This is a genomic window from Niabella soli DSM 19437 (assembly GCF_000243115.2).
GTDB classification, from domain to species: domain Bacteria; phylum Bacteroidota; class Bacteroidia; order Chitinophagales; family Chitinophagaceae; genus Niabella; species Niabella soli.
Genome location: NZ_CP007035.1, coordinates 1506378 through 1527528, shown reverse-complemented (window position 1 = coordinate 1527528; position 21151 = coordinate 1506378). Strand labels below are relative to the sequence as shown.

General features: G+C 44.2%; 23 protein-coding genes and 2 tRNA genes. 14 read left to right on the top strand and 11 right to left on the bottom strand.

The genetic code is table 11. The features are described from left to right. Positions 1-23: 23 nt before the first annotated feature. On the bottom strand, positions 24-2708 hold the full coding sequence (locus NIASO_RS06575) for a 4-alpha-glucanotransferase (protein WP_008585018.1): 2685 nt from the start codon (positions 2706-2708) through the stop codon (positions 24-26). Positions 2709-3223: 515 nt separating this feature from the next. Between NIASO_RS06575 and NIASO_RS06570 the strand changes: the two genes are divergently transcribed. The 3 genes from NIASO_RS06570 to NIASO_RS06555 all read left to right on the top strand — a co-directional run bounded on the left by NIASO_RS06570 (position 3224) and on the right by NIASO_RS06555 (position 4492). After that, positions 3224-3310 (top strand) — tRNA-Leu (locus NIASO_RS06570). A gap of 409 nt (positions 3311-3719) precedes the next feature. After that, the gene (locus NIASO_RS06560; protein ID WP_008585022.1) at positions 3720-4178 is read left to right on the top strand and encodes a hypothetical protein; all 459 of its coding nucleotides are present in this window, start codon (positions 3720-3722) and stop codon (positions 4176-4178) included. An 11-nt stretch (positions 4179-4189) separates the two neighbouring features. Then, complete coding sequence (locus NIASO_RS06555; protein WP_008585024.1) at positions 4190-4492, top strand: hypothetical protein; 303 nt, start codon at positions 4190-4192, stop codon at positions 4490-4492. A 1-nt stretch (position 4493) separates the two neighbouring features. Here the strand turns inward: NIASO_RS06555 and NIASO_RS06550 are convergent, their stop codons facing one another. Beyond that, positions 4494-5126, bottom strand: a complete 633-nt coding sequence (locus NIASO_RS06550; RefSeq protein WP_008585025.1) for a hypothetical protein — start codon at positions 5124-5126, stop codon at positions 4494-4496. A 200-nt stretch (positions 5127-5326) separates the two neighbouring features. Here NIASO_RS06550 and NIASO_RS06545 point away from each other — a divergent pair, with 200 nt between their 5' ends. The 3 genes from NIASO_RS06545 (at position 5327) to NIASO_RS06535 (ending at position 6643) form a co-directional block, all read left to right on the top strand. Then, the gene (locus NIASO_RS06545; protein WP_008585027.1) at positions 5327-5737 is read left to right on the top strand and encodes a DoxX family protein; all 411 of its coding nucleotides are present in this window, start codon (positions 5327-5329) and stop codon (positions 5735-5737) included. A 4-nt stretch (positions 5738-5741) separates the two neighbouring features. Then, on the top strand, positions 5742-6164 hold the full coding sequence (locus NIASO_RS06540) for an acyl-CoA thioesterase (RefSeq protein WP_008585029.1): 423 nt from the start codon (positions 5742-5744) through the stop codon (positions 6162-6164). Positions 6165-6265: 101 nt separating this feature from the next. Further along, positions 6266-6643 (top strand): VOC family protein, encoded by a 378-nt coding sequence (locus NIASO_RS06535; RefSeq protein ID WP_008585031.1) that lies wholly within the window; start codon positions 6266-6268, stop codon positions 6641-6643. A 146-nt stretch (positions 6644-6789) separates the two neighbouring features. Here NIASO_RS06535 and tnpA read toward each other — a convergent pair whose 3' ends face one another. Genes tnpA through NIASO_RS06515 form a run of 4 tightly spaced genes read right to left on the bottom strand, consistent with a single transcriptional unit; the run spans position 6790 to position 9403 of the window. Beyond that, complete coding sequence (gene tnpA / locus NIASO_RS06530) at positions 6790-7230, bottom strand: IS200/IS605 family transposase (RefSeq protein ID WP_008585033.1); 441 nt, start codon at positions 7228-7230, stop codon at positions 6790-6792. Between the two features lie 12 nt (positions 7231-7242). Further along, a complete protein-coding gene (locus tag NIASO_RS06525; RefSeq protein ID WP_008585035.1) occupies positions 7243-7638 on the bottom strand; it encodes a thiol-disulfide oxidoreductase DCC family protein in 396 nt (131 codons plus the stop codon). 2 nt (positions 7639-7640) lie between these two features. Beyond that, positions 7641-8057 (bottom strand): hypothetical protein, encoded by a 417-nt coding sequence (locus NIASO_RS06520; protein ID WP_008585037.1) that lies wholly within the window; start codon positions 8055-8057, stop codon positions 7641-7643. A 26-nt stretch (positions 8058-8083) separates the two neighbouring features. Further along, positions 8084-9403 (bottom strand): Gfo/Idh/MocA family protein, encoded by a 1320-nt coding sequence (locus NIASO_RS06515; protein ID WP_008585039.1) that lies wholly within the window; start codon positions 9401-9403, stop codon positions 8084-8086. Between the two features lie 206 nt (positions 9404-9609). On the opposite strand from NIASO_RS06515, the gene NIASO_RS06510 reads away from it, so the two are divergent. Then, positions 9610-10962: a 3-keto-disaccharide hydrolase gene (locus tag NIASO_RS06510; protein ID WP_008585040.1), complete on the top strand. Its 1353-nt coding sequence runs from the start codon at positions 9610-9612 to the stop codon at positions 10960-10962. A gap of 105 nt (positions 10963-11067) precedes the next feature. Here the strand turns inward: NIASO_RS06510 and NIASO_RS06505 are convergent, their stop codons facing one another. Both NIASO_RS06505 and NIASO_RS06495 read right to left on the bottom strand, forming a co-directional pair. Beyond that, the gene (locus tag NIASO_RS06505; RefSeq protein WP_008585041.1) at positions 11068-11436 is read right to left on the bottom strand and encodes a hypothetical protein; all 369 of its coding nucleotides are present in this window, start codon (positions 11434-11436) and stop codon (positions 11068-11070) included. A 455-nt stretch (positions 11437-11891) separates the two neighbouring features. Next, positions 11892-12251 carry a hypothetical protein gene (locus NIASO_RS06495; protein ID WP_008585045.1) on the bottom strand — a complete coding sequence of 120 codons (360 nt, stop codon included), beginning with the start codon at positions 12249-12251 and terminating at the stop codon, positions 11892-11894. Positions 12252-12559: 308 nt separating this feature from the next. Here NIASO_RS06495 and NIASO_RS06485 point away from each other — a divergent pair, with 308 nt between their 5' ends. After that, positions 12560-12778: a helix-turn-helix domain-containing protein gene (locus tag NIASO_RS06485; protein ID WP_008585047.1), complete on the top strand. Its 219-nt coding sequence runs from the start codon at positions 12560-12562 to the stop codon at positions 12776-12778. A 148-nt stretch (positions 12779-12926) separates the two neighbouring features. Here the strand turns inward: NIASO_RS06485 and NIASO_RS06480 are convergent. After that, positions 12927-13000: transfer RNA gene (locus NIASO_RS06480), tRNA-Arg, on the bottom strand. Positions 13001-13107: 107 nt separating this feature from the next. On the opposite strand from NIASO_RS06480, the gene NIASO_RS06475 reads away from it, so the two are divergent. The 5 genes from NIASO_RS06475 (at position 13108) to NIASO_RS06455 (ending at position 16503) form a co-directional block, all read left to right on the top strand. Then, the gene (locus NIASO_RS06475; RefSeq protein ID WP_008585049.1) at positions 13108-13581 is read left to right on the top strand and encodes a 23S rRNA (pseudouridine(1915)-N(3))-methyltransferase RlmH; all 474 of its coding nucleotides are present in this window, start codon (positions 13108-13110) and stop codon (positions 13579-13581) included. A gap of 77 nt (positions 13582-13658) precedes the next feature. Then, on the top strand, positions 13659-14297 hold the full coding sequence (locus tag NIASO_RS06470) for a rhomboid family intramembrane serine protease (RefSeq protein ID WP_008585050.1): 639 nt from the start codon (positions 13659-13661) through the stop codon (positions 14295-14297). Between the two features lie 139 nt (positions 14298-14436). Further along, positions 14437-15069 (top strand): hypothetical protein, encoded by a 633-nt coding sequence (locus NIASO_RS06465; protein ID WP_245605235.1) that lies wholly within the window; start codon positions 14437-14439, stop codon positions 15067-15069. Positions 15070-15105: 36 nt separating this feature from the next. Further along, positions 15106-16077, top strand: coding sequence for a c-type cytochrome (locus NIASO_RS06460; protein WP_008585054.1), 972 nt, complete (start codon positions 15106-15108; stop codon positions 16075-16077). Between the two features lie 12 nt (positions 16078-16089). Further along, positions 16090-16503, top strand: a complete 414-nt coding sequence (locus NIASO_RS06455) for a DsrE family protein (protein WP_008585056.1) — start codon at positions 16090-16092, stop codon at positions 16501-16503. 339 nt (positions 16504-16842) lie between these two features. On the opposite strand, the gene NIASO_RS06450 is transcribed toward NIASO_RS06455, so the two are convergent. Then, a complete protein-coding gene (locus NIASO_RS06450; protein ID WP_008585058.1) occupies positions 16843-18738 on the bottom strand; it encodes an Nramp family divalent metal transporter in 1896 nt (631 codons plus the stop codon). Then, positions 18731-19399 carry a metal-dependent transcriptional regulator gene (locus NIASO_RS06445; protein ID WP_008585061.1) on the bottom strand — a complete coding sequence of 223 codons (669 nt, stop codon included), beginning with the start codon at positions 19397-19399 and terminating at the stop codon, positions 18731-18733. The genes NIASO_RS06450 and NIASO_RS06445 overlap by 8 nt, the downstream gene beginning before the upstream one ends. Before the next feature lie 476 nt (positions 19400-19875). On the opposite strand from NIASO_RS06445, the gene NIASO_RS06440 reads away from it, so the two are divergent. After that, positions 19876-20874, top strand: a complete 999-nt coding sequence (locus NIASO_RS06440; RefSeq protein WP_008585063.1) for a hypothetical protein — start codon at positions 19876-19878, stop codon at positions 20872-20874. Positions 20875-21151 lie beyond the last annotated feature (277 nt).

Below are 21151 nucleotides of genomic sequence, written 5' to 3'. Positions count from 1 at the left end.
AAAAATAGTTGCAGTAATTGAAATTATCGCCCGCTGTTCATAATCATTTCTTTTAAAAGGGCGGTAAAAGAAGTGTTGGCGAGGAGCGCGCTTAACGGCAGGTGCATACGGTAACGCCAGTAATGTTGCGGGTTAGCGGGAATATTGATCCGTTCTTCCGCGGGGTGCTCCCTGCGGAACTGTTCATCCATGCCCAGGAGGTCCTGTAACTGGAAAATACTCCACATGGCGGGAGACGACAGGTGCTGCTTCACAATTTCCCGGTTAATCCAGCCTTCACAGGAAACGGGCGCTTCTCCCTGCAAGTGCAGCGTGTGGGTGTAAAAGTCCTGGGTTACAGCGCTATCTTCTTCCCACCAACCGCGAATAGTGCTCATGTCATGGGTAGAGGGCGATACAACAGACAAGTAAGGCGCTTTTGCCGGATCAAAGAAGCGGATCCCCGGTTGTTTGGGCATACGCTGGATCTCGAGGCTTAAAATACCCAGTTCTTTCATTACTTCCGGCACACTGGAAGGCACCAGGCCCAGGTCTTCTCCACAAACCAGCATATTGGTTGCGGCTTTTAATTGGGGCAGTTTTTTCAGCGATTCTTTTCTCCAGAAGGCATCCTGTCTCCGGAAAAAATAATCATTATACAATTCGGTAAGCTTTTGCTGCTGCTCATAAGGCAGCGCCTGAAAACTGGCTGTTTTCTGCAGATCAAAACGGGGATGATAAAAAACACCGTCTCCGGATGACTGTTTTAACAGTAATACATTCGATAGTAATTGAAATAGCGATTCCTTTAAGTTGGGCTCCCCGTGAACAGCGGGGTGATGGGTGAACCAGGTCTCTATTTTTCGCTGCGTATCAAATTCAGGGAGGAAAACATAGTCGAATCCATTTTCGGTGTGAAAGAACCGGCTTTTTATATCCGCGGCGTTGTCCCCGAATAACTGCCCCAGCACAATGTTGTTCATAAAAGGATTACAAAAACGGTCCTCGCTGAACTGGATCCCCCGTTCATAAAATTCATCGGCGGTAATGCCAATGGCCCGATCAAAATAGCCCATAATTCCCTGGACGGCTGTTATCGGAATGCTCCATATCCTAAAAAAGCCCAGGATATGGTCAATACGGAACGCGTCAAAATAGTGGCTCATTTGTTTAAACCGGCTGCTCCACCAGGCAAACTGATCGTCCTGCATACGTTGCCAGTTATAGGTAGGAAAACCCCAATTCTGCCCGTTTACGGCAAAGTCATCCGGCGGGGCGCCTGCCTGTAACTCCATATGGTAGAGCTCTGGCGCCGTCCAGGTATCGCTTCCGTACCGGAAAACACCGATGGGAATGTCTCCTTTGATCACGATTCCCTTTTTATGTGCGTAGGCAACAGCATCTTTTAACTGTAAGTGGAGGTGATATTGGAGGAAGCAATAAAATGCAACAACCGGATTATTCTTAAAAAGAGCTGCTACAGCCGCTTCCGTGTAAACAGCATGATCTTCCCATTTTGAATAATCTACCGTTTTGTATTTATCCCTGAGGTAAGAAAATACCGCGTAAGGTTGCAGCCAATGCTGGTTGATTTTAAAGAAAGCGGTATAGCCGGGTGTCTTTAATTGCTCTTTTCCCGCGGAATCAAAGATCTTTTTTAACAGCGTAATTTTAGCCTTTAATACTGCTTCATAATCAATAGCGGCCAGGGTGTTTAATCGCTTTTTTTCAATGTCCAGTTCTGCGGCAAGCGCAGGGTCGGCGTTGCCGGCAACTGATTCTATGTTCAGATAGATGGGGTGCAGGGCAAACGCAGAAATGGCTGCATAAGGGTAGGAGTCGCGCCAGGTAAAAGTAGCAGTGGTATCGTTTACGGGAAGGATCTGGATCAGTTTCAACCCCGTTTCGCGCGCCCAATCCGCCAATGGTTTCAGATCATTAAACTCGCCAATGCCCAACCCGTTTTCGCTCCTGAGGCTAAACACCGGAATAGACACTCCTGCACCGCGCCAGTCATTGTTTGGCAAACGGATAAATCCATCCTGTAAAATTATTTTGCTGTCCTGCAGGGAGGGATGAGGAAGCAACCGGTTCTCCTGTTCTTCAAAACCAATGAACCGTTTTTTATCCGTATTAAAAACACCGTATTTGTATTGAAAACTCAAAAGGTTTTTGGTTAGTGCCACAGTAGTTACCCAACTGTCGCCCTGTTTTTCCATTAAGACCGGCGCATCTGTTTTCCAATGGTGCAGCTCTTCCGCACTTCCTAATAAACAAACGACTTCATTTTCCTTTAATAAAGGCGCTTTGATAATAAATGTATGGGAAGCTTCGTCCGCTATAGAAGGTGCCTGATTGTTGCAGTATTCAGGCAGCAGCACTTCTTTAAAGGGGGCGGTATAAAAAGTATTTTCAATGGCGCTTGTTGCCATCCAGGTGTCGTATACGGTAAGGGTTGAGCCCGATTGTTTTGGCAGGAACAACTGCCGGCAGTCTTTTTGTTCGTAAATAGTTTCGCCGGCGCCATTTTTAAAAATGTACCCATAGGAGAGCGGCCGTTCCAGGCAGGATTCGTCGAGGTCTACTTCAATGCTCCAATAATCGTAAGTAGCATATTTCATCAACAGCATGGGCACCGGGCAGTTTGCCCCGAGTGATTTGCAGTTTCCGCTGATCCATAAGCTTTCTCCATATCTTGTATGAAAACGGATATTAAACTGAATTTTCATGAATTTCTGTTTTCCAATGTACGGCGGGAAACTGGTTCGGCCAAATCGTTACTATTTGGTATAAAGATAATGTGTGTTTAATACACGTTCAAAAAAAAAGACAACTTTCTTTAAAATTTTTCGCAGCTAAAAAACCGAAGCGGAATCTTTTTATTATAAGCAGGTTCCCTTATTTTTGCTGAAAATTATTTAACAATGTCAGAAGGTACAAAGAATAAAGGTTTAATGTGGATACTGTTTTTTATCTCTGCTGCGGCGCTTTTGATTGCTATTTTTACACACTGGCCCTGGTTGACCCTTATTTTACCGTTCGTGACAACTTTCTTTGTGAAAGCGATGGATATTATTTGAGTTTTTTAACGATAGTAAAAGGCCGCGTTGATTTGCTTCAGCGCGGCTTTTTTATTACCCGCCCAGGCAATTATTTTTTAACCTTTGAGGGATGTTGTCAATTATATCAGGGCTATAAAACAATTTGTTTGAGTTTTCAATTTTTACTCTATATTTGCGCTCCCGCCCGGGTGGCGAAATTGGTAGACGCACTGTCTTCAGGTGGCAGCGTTCGCAAGGATGTGCTGGTTCGAATCCAGTCCCGGGCACCAAAAATAAACCGTCTCATTTATTTGTGAGACGGTTTTTTATTTTTAGAAATTCATTACGGAGCGTGTACATTGGTCAAACAAAAACAGTAAACAAGCAGTATCATGAGTCCCTTCATCATTTTTCTGGCAGCGCTTTTATATGTGGGGATTGTGGTGTTTGGAATAAGGATGATTGTTCGTGACAATTTACTGCCGCCGCATTTGAAAGTACTGGCAATAATTGCAGTGCTTATTTTTAATATAATCCCTGTCGGGATTTATTTCCTCATTAAAAAAGCGGGTCCGGGTAACAGATAAGGACTGGTTATATAGCTGGAACCTCCTGTTTGACAAAATGGCCCGCAACTATTTGTTGCGTTTATAATATCCGCTACGTATAAGAGTAACTGAACCTTTAATTATCTGTGAAATGAATAAGATCACCTTGCTTGCTGTTTTGTGGTTTATTGTAAGTCAGTCGTATGCGCAGGATATGCTTTATTTTAAAGGAAGCTCATCGCCCGTAAGGGCAACAGTAGAAAGAAAAAATGCCTTATACCTCTGGTATCGCCGCTACCCGGATGCAGCAAAAAACGGTATAACCGATAAACGCCTGATAGATTCAATTATTTATGAGAACGGCACAACGGAATATTTTACCAGACGACGGGCAGGTTCGGAGCCTGAGAAGAGGGAATCCTATACTGATTGGAAAGATAATATTGTTTGGGCCGGCCTGGGAAGGTATAAACTGGAACGGGATCCTTTTCTAAAAACATATGTGGTAAATGCCAAAGATTTTGAACCTGTTTTCGCCGTTCTTTTCTCATATGAACATTTTTTGTCAACAAGCGGTTTGGTCTTGAGGTGGGGCCCAATATCGGGATAAACCGGAAGGCTATGGGGCTGGTTGTTGCTCCCAGATTTTATAGCACCCGTTCTTATAAATGGCAATTTGGTTTTGGCCCGGAGTACGAATTTGACGCGCGCAAATTGGATAGCGGCTACCTGAAAACTTCGGCTATTTCGTTTTCGGGGAAACTGATCGGTAATCTTACACCTGCATGGAGCCTCATGCTTCGGTTCAATATAGGAAGTGTTGTCAATGCTAAAAATCAGAACAAAGTATTAGCCGCTAATCATTATAGCTACCAGCCAGCCCTGTTATATGGTGTGAGTATAGGCCTGGGCCGCCGCTTTTAAATCATTTTAAGTTGTAGGTGCTCGCTGGTTTTTGTATAGTAACCTGCTGCTGATTACCCGAAGCACATCCATTTTTTAAGAAAAAGAGGGCCGCAATAACCGCAACGGCAGCTACTATTACCCAGGTAATTGTTTTTCTTCGATTGGAGCGTTCTTCCCATAGCATTTCTTCCAGCGCCGCATTTTTGGTAGTTTCCTTTTCACCTACCAGCAACTGATGGTCGGCGTGTTCCCGGATCACTCTTTGGGCGGCCACATTACTGAAAAGGGAAGTTGTTGGTGCTTTTGGTGTAAAGCTGATGTGGTGATCTGGTTTTTGGAGCAGGCCCACGTCTTCCCAGTCGATGGTTTCGTTATCGTTAAGCTTTACCACCATGTTTCTCGCAAATTCCTCAAACTGTTGTTGAGCGTTTGCCCTGGATAACGATTCTTTTAACCCCAGCAGGTCATAAAAGCTATCCGGATTATCCGCAGCAGTAGCTGATTTGTTTTCCGAAAAAACGATATTCCACCCTGGGGCTGCCACCGTATCAAAACTTGTTGAAGCGGACTGGGGCTGCAACTCAAAATTTCCAATTCCGGGCAACGCCAGTTTTTTATGCTGATAGAGATAGGTGGTTAATATCGAAAACATGGGTACTTATTTTACAGGAAACGAATATACAATTCCTCAATTTATATCAGGTTAAAATTCGTTAAAAGTATTTTTAAGGGATGGATGATGCTTGATTCTTGATACTGGTTGCTTGATACCCGATATCCGGTATCCGGTATCGGGTATCAAATATCCGGCATCCGGTAATTAATGTTATGTTTGTTGTTAAAATTGTATAAATGAAATTGTTAAGTTCAAAATATAAAGAGGTGAATGTATCGGTGGCATTGCTGTTACTGCGCGTAACCTCGGGAGCAGCTATGGTGATGAATCACGGGATAAAAAAGCTTACAGGATTTAACCAGATAGCCTCCAAAGGTTTTGCCGATCCTTTTCATATTGGCGTAAAACTATCACTGGGCCTTACATTATTTGCGGAACTCTTCTGCGCTTTGTTATTGATTGCGGGATTATTGACGCGCCTGGCAGCAATTCCCCTGATCATTGCCATGTCGGTTGCGCTTTTCCATGCACATGGAGGTGATTTTTTCGGGCAGGGAGAGCTTCCGGGGGTTTACCTGGCCATTTTCCTGACCCTCTTAATTATCGGACCAGGAAAATATAGTATGGACAAGGCAATCGGAAAATAAGTTTATGTTTACTTCATCTACACAAATCAGGGTACGATACGCAGATACCGATAAAATGGGAGTGGTGTATCATAGCAACTACATTAACTATTTTGAAGTGGCACGTACGGAGTCGATCCGCGACCTTGGGTTTACTTATGCTGCAATGGAAAGCATGGGTATCATAATGCCCGTTATTGAAGTACATTGCAAATATCTTCGTCCGGCTACTTACGATGACCTGATTACCGTAACAGCCAACCTGCATGAACTTCCCGAAGGGCACCGCATCACTTTTTACCAGGAAGCTTTTAATGAAAAAGGAGCCGTGCTGGCTAAAGGGCATGTGGTGCTTTATTTTATGGAGGCGCATACGATGAAACGGGCTGTAATGCCGGGACAATTGCGGGAACGCCTGGAGCCGTATTTTACCGATATTATTAAGTAGTGCGAGCCGTGAAACGTGAACGGTGAATAGGCAACGCTTAATGCGTAAAGCGGGCGACCGGTTTTACTTTTATTATTTTACATTTAATATTCTATATTTCTATGAAAATAGCAAACGGTCACCAACCCCTGATGCCTTACCTGATCCTTGTAAAAGCAAATGATTTTATAGGGTTTACGCAACGCGTGTTTGGCGCGCGTGAAGTGTTCAAAAGTTACCGCGATGCAAATAGCAGGGAAATAATGCATGCAGAGGTACAGATCAACGGCTGCAATATTTTATTTGCCGATGTTACAGAAGGATATGATGCTGCCCCGGCCAATCTTTTTATTTATGTAGAAGACGCGGCCGAGACTTTGCGCAAAGCAGTAGATAATGGTTGTGTAGTGATAGACGAGCTGGCGCAAAGAGATTATGGCCTGAGTGCGGGTGTGCGCGACCCTTTCGGCAATGTGTGGTGGTTAACTTCAATGAAATAAATTTGGCTAAAGCCAATTGTAGAGCATCCTTTATATGGAATGGGCTAAAGCCACATTCCTATTGATCTCTCCTTTTCAACATTGCCTCCTGCTTTAGCAGGAGGTATAAAAAAAGTCAATTTTATTTTTGACTTCAGCCAAATTGTCTAGCCATATTTTTCAAATCCATATTTGTCGATAAAATCTTCATACTCATTCTGAAATGTTTTTTTCTTGTGATGGTCTTCCTGGTTTTTAATATAGGCTCTGACTTTGTCTACTATTGATTCGGACACTGAGACTACAAAATATTCATCCTGCCATTCAAATTTCTCCGGCGTTAATTCGCTTTTGTTGATCCAGAAGGATGATTCTCCCTTAATTAATTGCATTGTCTTTTGAATCGTTTGGTCTGCTCCCAGAGAAACTAAACAATGGCAGTGATCCGTATGCCCGTTAATAGTATCAATAAAGATTCCTTTGCTTTTTGCATTTTCACGGATGTGATCCCAAACCTTAATCCGCAGGTCTTTTGAATTTAAAAAAGGATAACGGTTCTTGGTGCTCCACACAAAATGGAGATATACTTTTACAAATGGCATTAGCATATGTTTTCATGGTTAAATAAATCGCTCTTTTAATTGTGCGGTGGGCACCAAGCATTCTTCCCGCTTTCCAAACCATTTGTAACGGTTGCGCGCTATGAAACCGTAAACAGGATCACGGAGGAAACGGGGAATAATTAAAAATAAATATAGTAAGGGCCAGCCACCGGGTAACTTGCGCGAGAGCCGCAATGCGGCCGTTGATCTTAACCAGGCCTTATTATCTTCAATCAATACCAGGGAATCGTACTTTTCAGGAATATGATATTCCGCCAGTAATTTTTTACCGGTTTCAGACTGCAATGAAGCAAATTTAAAAAGAGCGCGTTTATCCCTTTTTATAATAAATTGTACCGCGCCATTGCAAAGATTACATACCCCATCAAATAATATTATCGGGTGTTGCTGCATAACTAACCGGCTTTTTTTATGCTGAATGTCACTCTTTGTTCCTGTTGTATCAGCGTGCGGGTGGGGTTGGGGGTTATGTCTTTTAGGTCAAATTCATATTGAGTGCCATTAAAACTAATAATAGTTTTTGGGCCTCCTTGTGTCTGTTTACAGTCGGCGCCGGTACATAAAGCAAATGTCTGTGTTTGTTGCTTATGGTGAATGGTGAATTGCGCGATAGCTTCCCCTGCCCGGATGCACCTTGCATTCATAGGGCAGCGGCTTTCTTTAATGTCGGTTATAGTAATAATGATCCCATTAAAAGAAGCGCTTGTGCCTTTCGCAAGATTATAGGCTGCCGGTCGGCCGCTTGCCCATTTTTGGGCACAACCTGCCAGCGCAACAAAAACTATTGCTATGTAAAAAACTTTCCGCTTCACTATACCTTTTTATAAAGGTACGGCTTTTAAAAAACCGGTAATTTCCAGCCGTTCTGATAAACGGGCTTTACCAGTTGGGTTGCTGCGGCCACATCAAACTGGTTTTTTGTTTTATCCCAGGATATTTTTTGCCCGGTGCGTTCAGCAATATTACCCATATGACTGGCGATAGCCACTTTGGCAGCCGCTTCCACCGGGCAATGGAGGTCTTCTTTTTTTCTTGATTTTACAACGCCTATAAAATTAGTTGTATGAAGATCTAATCCATTGTCAACAGATTTTTTCCATTCCACCGCTTCAATTTTTTTCTTTTCAGGGCGCACTTCCCAGCCGGCCCTGTTTAACAGCAGTGTGCCGTTTTCACCAATAAAAGCAATCCCGTGCTGCATGTTATATAAGCCTACACCTGTTGCCAGGTTATGTTCCCAGCTCATCTGGAAGTTGCCAAAGTCGTACAGGGTGGTTTGCAGGTCGGGGGTTTCGCGTGCATCATCAGGGAATACAAATTTGCCACCGGTAGCCATTACGGATTTTGGAGCATCGGCTTTCATTCCCATCAGCACAATGTCAATCAGGTGCACGCCCCAGTCGGTCATCAGGCCGCCGGCATAGTCCCAGAACCAACGGAATTCATAATGAAAGCGGTTCTTATTAAACGGGCGTTTTTTGGCAGGTCCCAACCACATCGTATAATCCACGCCTGCGGGAACAGGGGAATCAGGTACAACGGGTAACGGTGTAGAGCCGCCCCGGTACATCCAGGTTTTGGTAGAAGATATCCGTCCCAGTTTGCCCGATTGCACAAACGCGATGGCATCCTTAAAATGCTGCTGGCTGCGCTGCCATTGTCCGGCCTGTACCATGCGGTTGTATTTGGCGGCCGCTTTTACCATTTGCTGTACTTCAAAAATAGAGTTAGCCAGCGGCTTTTCGCAATACACATCTTTTCCGGCCGCACAGGCATCGGTCATTTGCAAGCAATGCCAATGGTCCGGGGTGCCTACAATTACCACATCCACGTCTTTATTCTGCAATAATTTCCGGTAATCCTTGTATATGGCGGGTTTCAGCGGTGATATCTTTGCCAGATCAGCGAGGCGCTGTTGTATAATGGTATCGTCTATATCGCATACTGCAACGCACTGGGTTTCGGGTACGCGCAGCATTGAGGACAGGTCCGACCAACCCATGCCTTTCATACCAATAAGCCCAATGCCGATCTTATCATTGGGCGAAACGGTTTTTTTTATACTTGCTAACAACTCCAGGGGAAGCGCAGTGCCTAAGCCTGCTGCAACAGCAGCCAGTCCTGTATTTTTAATAAAGATCCTTCTATTCGTACTCATAATGGCAATAATTAAATGTATGATTGACGAATATAAGCAATTAATTTAAACGCTTTTTTAAAGCAAAATCCTTTTTACGAAAACGTTTGAATAGTTAGATCGTTGCATTTATCGCAAAGCGTTTAATTTAGCAGGTGTTCTTTGTTTGCATCAGCTAAAAAACAACGGACCCTATTGCCATAAAAGTAATTTAAATTAATATGCATATGAAACAAAGATGGATACTTGCCTTTTGCCTGTTGAGTTTTGTAACGGGTTATACCCAATCCCCCGGTTGGAGAAATCTTTTTAACGGCAAAGATTTTACGGGCTGGAAACAGTTGAATGGTAAAGCAAAATATACTGTTGAGAAAGGAGAGATTGTTGGAACTACTGTATATGGTCAACCCAACTCGTTTATGGTAACCGATCAGGATTACGGCGATTTTATTCTGGAGTTGGAATTTAAAGTAGACAGCACGATGAATTCCGGCATACAGTTCCGGAGCGAAAGCAAGCCGGACTATAACAACGGCAGGGTACATGGGTACCAGTTTGAAATTGATCCTTCATCAAGGGCCTGGACGGGTGGCATTTATGATGAGGCCCGGAGGGATTGGTTGTACCCGCTCGATCTGAACCCCTCCGCACAGAAGGCGTTTAAACAGGGGCAATGGAATAAGATCCGCCTGGAATGTATGGGTAATACGATGCGTACCTGGGTGAATGGCATTCCCTGCGCGTACCTGGTGGATGATATGACCCCGAAGGGATTTATTGCCCTGCAGGTGCATGGTATCCGGGATCGGAAAGAGGAGGGAAGGCAGATCCGGTGGAGAAATATACGTATTAAAACAACCAACCTGAAGCCGGCGCCGCTTGACGGCACTTTTGTGGTGAATATGATCCCCAATAATTTATCGGAAGCGGAAAAAAGGAACGGCTTTAAATTGTTGTTTGACGGACAGACCAGCAAGGGCTGGAGGGGGGCGCATAAGGATGCGTTTCCTTCAAAGGGTTGGGAAATTAAAGATGGCGACCTGACCGTGCTGGCTTCGGGAGGAAGAGAGGCGCAAAACGGCGGTGATATTGTTACGGATAAACAATACAGCGCTTTCATACTCGAATTTGATTTTAAACTGACAGAAGGGGCCAACAGCGGGGTAAAGTATTTTGTAACTGAAAAAGAACAAACGCCCGGCTCTGCCATCGGGCTGGAATACCAGGTATTGGATGACGAGCGGCACCCTGATGCAAAGATGGGCGTGAACGGAGACCGGACCCTGGCGTCCCTGTATGATCTGATCACTTCTAACCGTGAAAAAAGAGCACGCAAACCCATCGGCCAGTGGAATAAAGGAATGGTTATTGTTTATCCGGATAATACGGTGCAGCATTGGCTCAATGGCTGGAAGATGCTGGAATATAAGCGGGGGTCCGCTGAATATAAAGCGCTTGTTGCAAAGAGTAAATATAAGAACTGGCCGGATTTTGGCATGGCACCGCAGGGGCATATTTTATTGCAGGATCATGGCAACAGGGTTTCTTTCAGGAGTATTAAGATTAAGGAGCTGAAGTAGATCAACAACAAAGCATCTGAAGTAACAATACAGCCACCGGAAACGGTGGTTTTTTTGTTTTGGTCAATGGTTTTACAAGTTCTATATTATTGGTTTTCGGGATTATTATTCACAAAGCATAGTGTCAAATTCAAGATGGAGTTGAGCCGAGCCATAACCATCTACTGAAACCCATTTATAGTTTTTTAGTACATAAGCATTACCTCCATCCAGTTTTACCCATTCATCAATACCTTTGGCGCATTGTTTTAAATCGCCTTTTGCAGAAAGTGCCATCGGAGCAGCATAATTTCTATTCTTAACCAGATATTTACATTTACCTGTTTTTGTCATTTCTTCTGCTTGTGACAGAGAAATGAATCTTGATTTTGTTAAAGCAGGTAGTGTTGTATTTACTTTGGCAGGGGGCATTGGAGCGCAAGAAATAAAAAATAGAATCACTCCGAGCAGATTTAGTTTAGTTGATTTAATCATTTTTGTCAGATTTAATTTTATCTGGTATAAAGTCCGCTATGTGCAAACCCAGGTTATGAGGCTTCGGGCGGAAACAGTTTAGTCTTATGATTTTTGCATTTATTTTTCAGGCAGTAGCATTTTAAATTTGTTAATCGGGCGTAGAGCCCTTTATCCTTTCGTGAATTTCATCCATAAAGTCCTGAGCGTTGTAAGCTATCAACTCTGCACGAATTAAGTATAAACTGACTAATATACTTGTTACACCAATAGCGGTAAAAAGGGGTCTGTCTTTCTTTATCCCTCTTATTATAAGGAATACCCCTAATAGAAAAAGCCCGAATATTATTACATAGTACAAAACGAGTAATGTTTCTCTCATTAATTTTTTGTTTATAGATTACGAAGAAAGCCGCTGATTATTTAGTAATTTATTTTGTATTCCAAAAAATAAGTAATACAATTAATTATATCCTCTATACCATGTGCTTTTGCACAAAGGGACTATTATTCTTACTAACAAGTATTATTACTTCATCACCGGAAGGAGCATCTTCAAAATAATATTTATGGTTAATAGTTAGTTTAGCCACAAATTCTTTGAGTACAGTTCCAATTATTGTTGAGGATGCGTAATAATACCCATTAGGAAGAGGTAGATGTATAAACTGATTACTTTCATTTTTTATGTTTACAGTATCTGCATAGTTTACCGTTACTACATATTGAACATAATATTTGTCTCTGTTTGCATTTGTATTGCTGTTCGATGTTCTCTTACGGCAAGCGGCTAAGCTAATTGTTGCGACAATCACCAACGCTAAAATTATTCTCATATTGGTTTTTGTTTTTTGGTTATACTTTATTTCCCCTTCGGTTCATTAATTGGGGTTGCCGAAAAATTTAAGGTGGGTAAAACAAAGAATCCTGGTCAACGTAAAAGGAATCAACAGCCGGCGCAGTCATATTACACTGTTTTGGCAAAAACAAATATGGCAGAACCGGACGTTGACCTGATGATCTTTTTTCTATTTTCCGAATGGCCGTCATATAGCATTCTTTTATCGGATGCCAGATTGATGTTGTTTATGATAACCTCAAAGATATGACTTGTTTTGAAATTTGTTATCACAAACGATAACAGGTGACAGAAAAGCAGCTTTTAAAGAAATTAGGCTTGAAGATCAAGCAGCTAAGGACTGAGAAAGGCTGGTCACAGAATGCATTTGGTTTGGAAATTAATATGGAGAAATCAAATGTTTCCCGGTTGGAAGCAGGAAATGTTAATCCAAAATTTGGTACCCTTTTCAGGGTAGCCAAAGCATTGGAAATTCCGCTTTCTGATTTAGTTCATTTGGATTGATGGACTTCCCTCTCTAAGTTCATTATTGTGCTGCATAAAATCTGATTGCAGTTTAAAGATTAATTCCTTTTTTTATTTGACCGCTTTTGAAAACGGGGTTTTAAACGCTTTCAAATAAAAAAGCCCTCCGCTTACGCGGGGGGCTTTGTGACCCCGTCAGGATTCAAACCTGAAACCTTCTGATCCGTAGTCAGATGCTCTATTCAATTGAGCTACGGGGCCTTTTGGGGCAGCAAACATACGGGTTTTCTTTGGTTTTTCAAAATCCATCAAAAAAAACCAGTCATTAATTCCCGCTGCCCCCTAGTTTTACAGAAATTTCCAAGAAAATGAAAATTGCATTCTGGGCGGTAGGCAAGGGGCACGATGAGTACGTGAAAGAGGGCGTGGCGGAATTTTCGGGGAGGATCGTGAATTATTTTAAGCTGGAATGGGAGCTGATCCCTGTGCCCAAAGAAGCAGCGCACCTGGCTCCGAAAGAATTGAAGAAAAAGGAGGCGGAACTTATTCTGCCAAAAATAGCAAAAGAAGATTACCTGGTAGCGCTGGACGAGCGGGGGCGGCAAATGACCTCAGAAGGACTGGCAGGCTTTTTACAGAGCCGCGCTAACGCCGGCACCCGAAGGATCATATTTTTAATTGGCGGCGCTTTCGGCTTGGATGAAAGCGTGCAAAAAAGGGCGAATACTACCTGGAGCCTTTCACAACTGGTTTTCCCGCATCAACTGGTACGGCTTATTTTAGCGGAGCAGGTGTACCGGGCCTGTACCATTATGAAAAATGAAAAATACCATCACCAGTGAAAAGTAAAATATTGAATGCAGCGCATTGAATGGAAAATGAGCATGAAAAAATCGCGAATTGTAATTATTTTTAGCCGATGGAATTAAGCATTACTTTAATTATTACTGTTATTACCGTGGCGGTTTCCGTATGGGGGTTCAGCAGCGCCAAAGTTATTGATGAACTGATCTTCTTTGGTCCGGCCATTTCAAAGAACCACCAGTACTACCGGTTTATTACGCACGGGCTGATCCATGCAGATCTGATGCACCTGGCCTTTAATATGCTCACCTTCTATTCTTTTGGCGGCCTGCTCGAAATGTTCTTTTCCAGCCCTGTGGTCTTTGGTGCAGACGGAGCGATCTATTATATTGTTTTATATGTGGGGGGCCTGCTGATATCCAGCATACCGGATTATTATAAGCACCGCGATGACTACCAGTTCCGCAGCCTGGGGGCTTCAGGGGCCGTATCCTCTGTTATTTTTGCAAGTATCATTCTGTACCCAACGATGCCGCTGCGTTTCTTTTTTATTCCTATCGATATCCCGGGATGGATGTTTGGGGGTATCTATCTTTTGATATCGGCCTATCTCAACCGTCAGGGCGGCGGGCGTATTAATCACGGCGCCCACTTATGGGGCGCGATTTTCGGGATCGTATTTGTGATCGTATTTGTAAGCCTTAAGGGGCAGCTTAATGTATTTGATAATTTTGTTCAACAAATAAGACATTAATTTTCTGAAAAAAATACCTCAAATAAGGGATTGTCTTGCCCGGTTAATCTACTTTACTTTTAGGTAAATTTTTTTTATGGAAAGGTCGTCGCAATTAACAACGAATCGGCGGTCATTTTTGGGAACCATAACAACTGGTATGGCAACCTTGAGCATGGCCGGCCTTGCAGCTCCTCTACAACAACTTAAAGCAAATCCGGTATTTTCTGACGGTCCCGATCCGGATCAATGGTTTAACAATATCAAAGGGAAACACCGCATTGTATTTGACGTGACGCAGCCGCACGAAATTTTCCCTTTCGCATGGCCCAAAGTTTTTTTATTAACTAATGACGCCACAGGAACACCTGCTAAGGACAATGGCGTGGTGGTTATCCTGCGTCATACCGGTATTGGCTATGCTTTTGAAGACAGGTTGTGGAGCAAGTACAAGCTAGGTGAAGTGTTCAAGGCCGATGACCCCGCTACAGGTAAGCCATCTGTCCGGAATCCGTTCTGGAAACCCGCCAAAGGCGCTTATAAAGTTCCGGGGTTTGGTGAAGTGGAAATTGGTATTGATCAGTTGCAAAGCGAGGGCGTGCTGTTTTGTGTTTGCCAGGCTGCTATGACGGTTTTCAGCGCGGGAGTTGCAGATGCCATGAAGCTAAATGCCGAGGAGGTGTTGAACGATTGGAAAAGCGGCTTGCTGCCTGAGGTGCAACTCGTTCCGTCAGGAGTGTGGGCCGTTGGTCGCGCACAGGAGCACGGTTGTGCATATTGCTTTGCCGGGTAATGACGCTGTATAGAAACCATGTTCCCGTTTAAAAAAATGAAGGGGCCAGGTGCCGTTGTACTGGTCATTGCCGTCATAATGGCGATCCGGATCGTCCCATATAAGAAACAAGGCGGGGCGGGGGGGCGGAGCAACAACAAGAAGGAATTTACCTGGCAACCGCCGGATACGATGCAGCTTTCGTTTAGCGAAAAAGATGCGTTGGTCCGCTACGGAAAAGATTTGATTGCGCACACCTCCTTATACCTGGGGCCGAAAGGGAAAATAGCCGCTGTTACGAATGGGATGAATTGCCAAAACTGTCATTTAAATGCAGGCACAAAGCAATGGGGAAATAATTACAGTGCAGTAGCTTCAACCTATCCAAAATTTCGTGAAAGAAGCGGAACTGAAGAGAATAGTTACAAGCGTGTAAATGACTGCTTTCAGCGCAGCCTGAACGGATTTGCGTTGGACACTGATAGTCATGAAATGCAAGCCATCGTTGCTTATATTAATTGGGTGGGAAAAGAAGTGCCGAAGGGAGTTGTACCCAAAGGTTCCGGCATAAAAACCCCTGCTTTTATGCAAAGAGCCGCTGATCCTGGAAGGGGCGAAAACATATATGCACAGCATTGCCGGCGCTGCCACGGTCCGGAAGGGGAAGGTGTTAGCAATGCAGATGGCAGCGGGTATCTCTATCCGCCGCTATGGGGAAAACACAGTTACACTACTGCTGCCGGATTATACCGGCTTACGAGGCTTGCGGGATATGTGCGGGAAAATATGCCCTTCGATGCGTCTGCCACCATTCGCCGGCTTACGGATGAAGAGGCCTGGGATGTAGCGGCATTCATTAATGCACAGCCCCGCCCCGTAAAAGTATTTAAAGAAGACTGGCCCGATATTGCCGGTAAACCTGTTGACTATCCTTTTGGGCCCTACGCTGACAGCTTTTCGGAACAACAACATAAATACGGACCCTTTGGCCCTATTCAATTGACGCGGAAAAAGAAATCATTCATCTAAAAAAGAGTTACAATGAAAGCAGCACTTTTACTCATGTCGCTATTGATGCTCTCCGGATCAATGCAGGCACAATATAAAAACTATAATGTGGTATTCGACTTTTCAAATAAGGATACCATTAATCAACGGGCAATCATTCGTGAACTTGCCCTGATCAAAAAAGCAAACCCGGCTGCGCAATTAGAAGTTGTGATCTATGGCCAGGGGCTGGATCTGGTGGTTAAGGGAAAATCACAACAGGAAACAGAAGTCGGTGAACTGGCAAATGAAAAAGGTATATCGTTTAAAGTTTGCCAGCAAACATTAAAGAGAAACAACATGGAGGGTTCCTCATTAATTTCCGGCGTGCAAATGGTACCGGATGGCATTTATGAAATTATATCAAAACAGCGGGAAGGCTGGGGGTATATAAAAGTGTCGCACTGATATTGCTCCAATCTCCGTTTTTGTAATATCGGCTGAATGTCCGCAAGCGACCATCCGGAATGTTTCCGGAGTACTGTCATTCCGATGGTTGCCTTACCGTGTGGATACAAAAATATTCTTTTTTATATTTTTCTGCTTTTTTCCCGAAAGCATTCGGGACCAAAAGCAGAGCAAAAAGGTCAGGGTCAAACGAACGCCTCCGGCCGTTTGACCGGCCACGCACATGAAAACTCAAGTGGAAAAGCGGCCTCAAAGCCTAAACGAAGAGAAAAGTTGAGAACACTGTTTTCTGATTGTTGGACAGTTCTCACTGCGCTTATTTTTTACGGGAATGATTTTTTAAAAAACGTTCTGGTCATTATTAACGATCAGTATCGGGATCTGCACATTATGCCGCACATTATTGATGGTGCTGCCATAAATAAAATCTTTTAATCCTTTGTGGCCATGGGCGCCCATAACCAGGAGGTCCGCTTCCTGGCTTTTTACGATCCGGGGGATCTCTCTTGATGGAATGCCATAGCCCAGTTCCCAGGCTACTTTAAATCCCTTTTGCTTCATCTGCCGGGCATAGTTATCAAGATATATTTTATCTGTTTTGGATTCTTCATCTTTTATTTCTTTATTGATAAACCGGGCTGCAACACTTTCCACTACATGTATTAAAACAAATTTTGTATCGGTAGTTCCTTGTTTAAGCGCCTGTCCGATAAGGCGGCTGTCGTTTTTCCCGAAATCGACCGCCACGGCAATTATGGGAAATGATTGCAGGTTGCCGGGGAGCTCCAGCGGCGCCGGTTCCGGGTGCACGGGCGAAGAGCTGGCCCTTTTGGCTGTTTTGGTGAAAGGATAAACTATAGTGTATACCAATAAAAATACAACACCTGAAACACCCAGAATAATGCCTGCTTTCCACCCTAACGATGAGGAGGAGGCAAAGAAACTGCGAAGCTGTTCTACTACCATCCGGCCGTTTAGATAGATTAATGTAACCGTGATCAGCCAGGCAATGACTTTGGTAAAGGTGCGGATGGCGAAGGTTCCCATGGTTTTTTTATCACTTACAAAGTGGATCAGCGGAATAATGGCAAAGCCCAGTTGCAGGCTCAGCACTACCTGGCTGAAAATGAGCAACTGGTTCACTTCCTCTTCTCCATAAAGCGCCAGCACTAAAACAGCGGGTACAATAGCGATCAGGCGCGTCAGCAGGCGGCGTACCAATGGGTTGATGCGCAATTTCAGGTAGCCTTCCATAATGATTTGCCCCGCCAGCGTGCCGGTTACCGTACTGCTTTGCCCGGCGGCGATCAGGGCAATTGCAAAAAGTTTTGATGCCACAGTGCTGCCCAGGTGACTGGGTAATAATTCATAAGCCTGTTTAATTTCGGCAACATCGGTGCGGCCCGTTTTAAAAAAGACCGTTGCGGCTAAAACAAGAATAGCAGCGTTAACGAGGAAGGCCATATTCAATGCCACTGTGCTATCCCATAAATTGTATTTTAACGCTTTTTTGATACCATCTTCCGTGTTTTTGAATTTCCTTGTTTGTACTAATGCTGAATGCAGGTACAGGTTATGTGGCATTACCGTGGCGCCGATAATGCCAATGGCAATATAAAGCGCGGTATCGTTCTGCAGCCGCGGTACAAAGCCGGAAGCGACTTCTTTAAGATCCGGCTGGGCAACGAGCAGTTGTATGAGAAAAGATACGGCAATGATAAAGATCAGCCCGATTACGAAGGCTTCCAGTTTGCGCATACCAAAGCGCTGCAGGAACATCAAAAGGAACGTATCCAATACAGTTACCAGCACGCCGTACATCAGCGGCAGCTCAAATAATAATTGCAAGCCGATGGCCATGCCTATTACTTCTGCCAGGTCCGTTGCCGCTATGGCGATCTCTGCCAGCAGGTATAAAATAAAATTAACACCCTTTGGATAGGCCTCCCTGTTGGCCTGGGCCAGGTCTTTATGACGCACGATGCCCAACCTGGACGACAGGTTTTGCAAGAGCAGGGCCATAAGGTTACTTAAAAGTAACACCCACAAAAGACTGTAACCAAACTGGCTGCCCCCGGCCAGGTCGGTGGCCCAGTTGCCCGGATCCATGTAGCCCACGCTTACCAGGTAGGCCGGGCCAAAGAAGGCCAGGATGCGCCGCCACCGCGGTTTGCCGGTGGTGTCAACTGATTCGTGTACTTCACTCAATGAGAGGTCGGAATGCTGCTTATTCATGTTCTTTTACTAAAATATGTTGCGCTAATTCTTTTGAGATCTGTGTGAGTTGCTTGTTGCCTGTTTTTATTTCAAGCGACTGGTCGAAATCGAAACGTTTTTTTATTTCTATAACCGTCCCTATTTTGATGTGCTTCTGGTCTAATAGTTCCAGTACTGCGGGTAACTGGCTCCCGATTTGCGCCACCACATAACGCTTGCCTAAACTGCCGCCGCCCAGGACAGTGTGCTCCGTTGTTGCGATGTTCCCGTTTGCATCGGGGATGGGGTCGCCGTGCGGGTCCACTTCGGGATAGCCCAGGAAGGCGTCCAGCTTATTGATGAGCTCGGTATTGCTCACATGCTCCAGTTCCTCCGCAATTTCATGGATGGCGTCCCAGTTAAATCCCAATTTTTTTGAAAGGAAATATTCCCATAGCCGGTGCCTTCTGATGATGAGCAGCGATTGTTTCCGGCCGCTTTCCGTTAGGGTACAACCATAATAGGCTTTGTAGTTGATCAGCTTTTTTTGTTTTAACTTTTTGATCATGTCGGTGACGGAAGCGGGGGTAGTGGCGAGTTGCGTAGCAAGGTCATTGGTATTTACAGGCCGCCCGTTCCGCTCCAGGTGGTAGATGGCTTTTATATAGTTTTGCTCCGTGGAGGTTATATTTAATGTCATCTAAATAAAAATTTAGACAAATCTAAATAATTATGATCATCTGTGAAAACTTATTTTACGCAGGGCGAGCGAATAAGTTGGCTAAGCCACGAATCCTCCAGAGGCGGGCACCGTTCCATCGTTCTGCGTTGCAGGATGATTTAAGGATACAACGAAAATGATCCCTGCAGATCAGCGGGTCAAAGGTCTCCCGCAGAATATCGCCGAAGAATGAAGGGTAATCCGCGCCGCGCCGTTGGCTCCCGATTTATCGGGATGCGTAATCTGCGGGCCAAAAAAATTAATTTCAACGGTTTTGTTGTACAGAGTACACGAACAAAATGATTAATCTATTCAGGGACAACAGTTGATTCATTTGGGCCTGCTCGTCCGTTCAGGCGGGTATTTGTGGCAATCTTTTAAATTTATGCGTCCGTCCCTGTATTTTTACGGCGATGATCGGGGATTTTAGTTATTTTGTTATATAATTGTTGGATATGAACAGACCTTTATATGGCGTGTTGCTGATTACAATCTTGTTTACATTGGCGTGCGGTGGGAAAAAGAAGAAAAGTATGGCAGGGGATGATAAGGTGAATATGGAAGAGTTTATGGCTGCTTATCCCAAACTGACGCTGCCGTTTTCTTATTCGGACTCTTCGTTTCCTGGAAAAGAAAATGATTCGCTGCTGATCGCCCCGGTGGTTTTCAGCCAGTTTGTGCCGGACTCACTGACAACGGAAGTATTTGGCAAAAACGGCCGCCCTAAATTTTATCCTGTGGGAACGATCGAAGCGGGCAACGGTGATTTTTACCTGCTGTCGCGCGGTATCACCAATACACAAAAAAGCCTGCTGCTTACAGCCTATGATAAAGAAAAGAAATTTATAGCCGGATTGCCGGTAATGAGGATCACCAAAAATACAGATGTGTCCATTACGGTGACGATTGACCCGCGTTTGAATATCAGTAAAAGTGTGCGCCAGCAATTACCCAATGGTATTGAAATTACAGGCAATGATGTTTATGTGTTTAATAAGGCTGCCAGGAAATTTATACTGATCATGACAGACAGCCTGGGTGATGGCGCTACCGATCTTATGAACCCGATTGACACGCTGGCGCGAAAGGAAAAATATTCCGGTGATTACGGAGAAGGAAAAATGAACCTGATTGCGATACGGGACAGTAAAAGGGAGGGCCGCTTTTATTTCTTTATCCATCTTGAAAAGAATAACAAGGAATGTATTGGGGAGTTAAAAGGGGAAGCTCGCTTCACCAGTCCTACAACAGCAGAATACCGGCAGGGCGGCGATCCCTGTGTTTTGAAATTTATTTTTGAGGATAATAATGTGTCGCTCCAGGAAGTAGAGGGCTGTGGCTCAAGAATGGGCGCGCTGCAGTGCTCTTTCAATGGAACCTACCCAAAAAAGAAAGAGAAAAAGAAAGAACCGCAATCCGAACAAATTGTTTCCAAAGCCAAGAAAACGAAGTGAAATAATAAATGTTGAAAACTGAATGTAAAATTAACGGTCTTCCTTAATGGATAGACAGTGAAGACACATAAGATTAAAAGCTGCCACGAATCCTCCAGAGGCGGGCACCGTTCCATCGTTCTGCGTTGCAGGATGATTTAAGGATACAACGAAATGTTTAACCATAACTTGTCCCGCACAGCGGATAGGCACATAGAATTTTATAGATAGAAGGGGCCATAAAAATACATTAGCTATGTTCCCCGCCGTGGCCTATCGTGTGGACACAACTGATCTT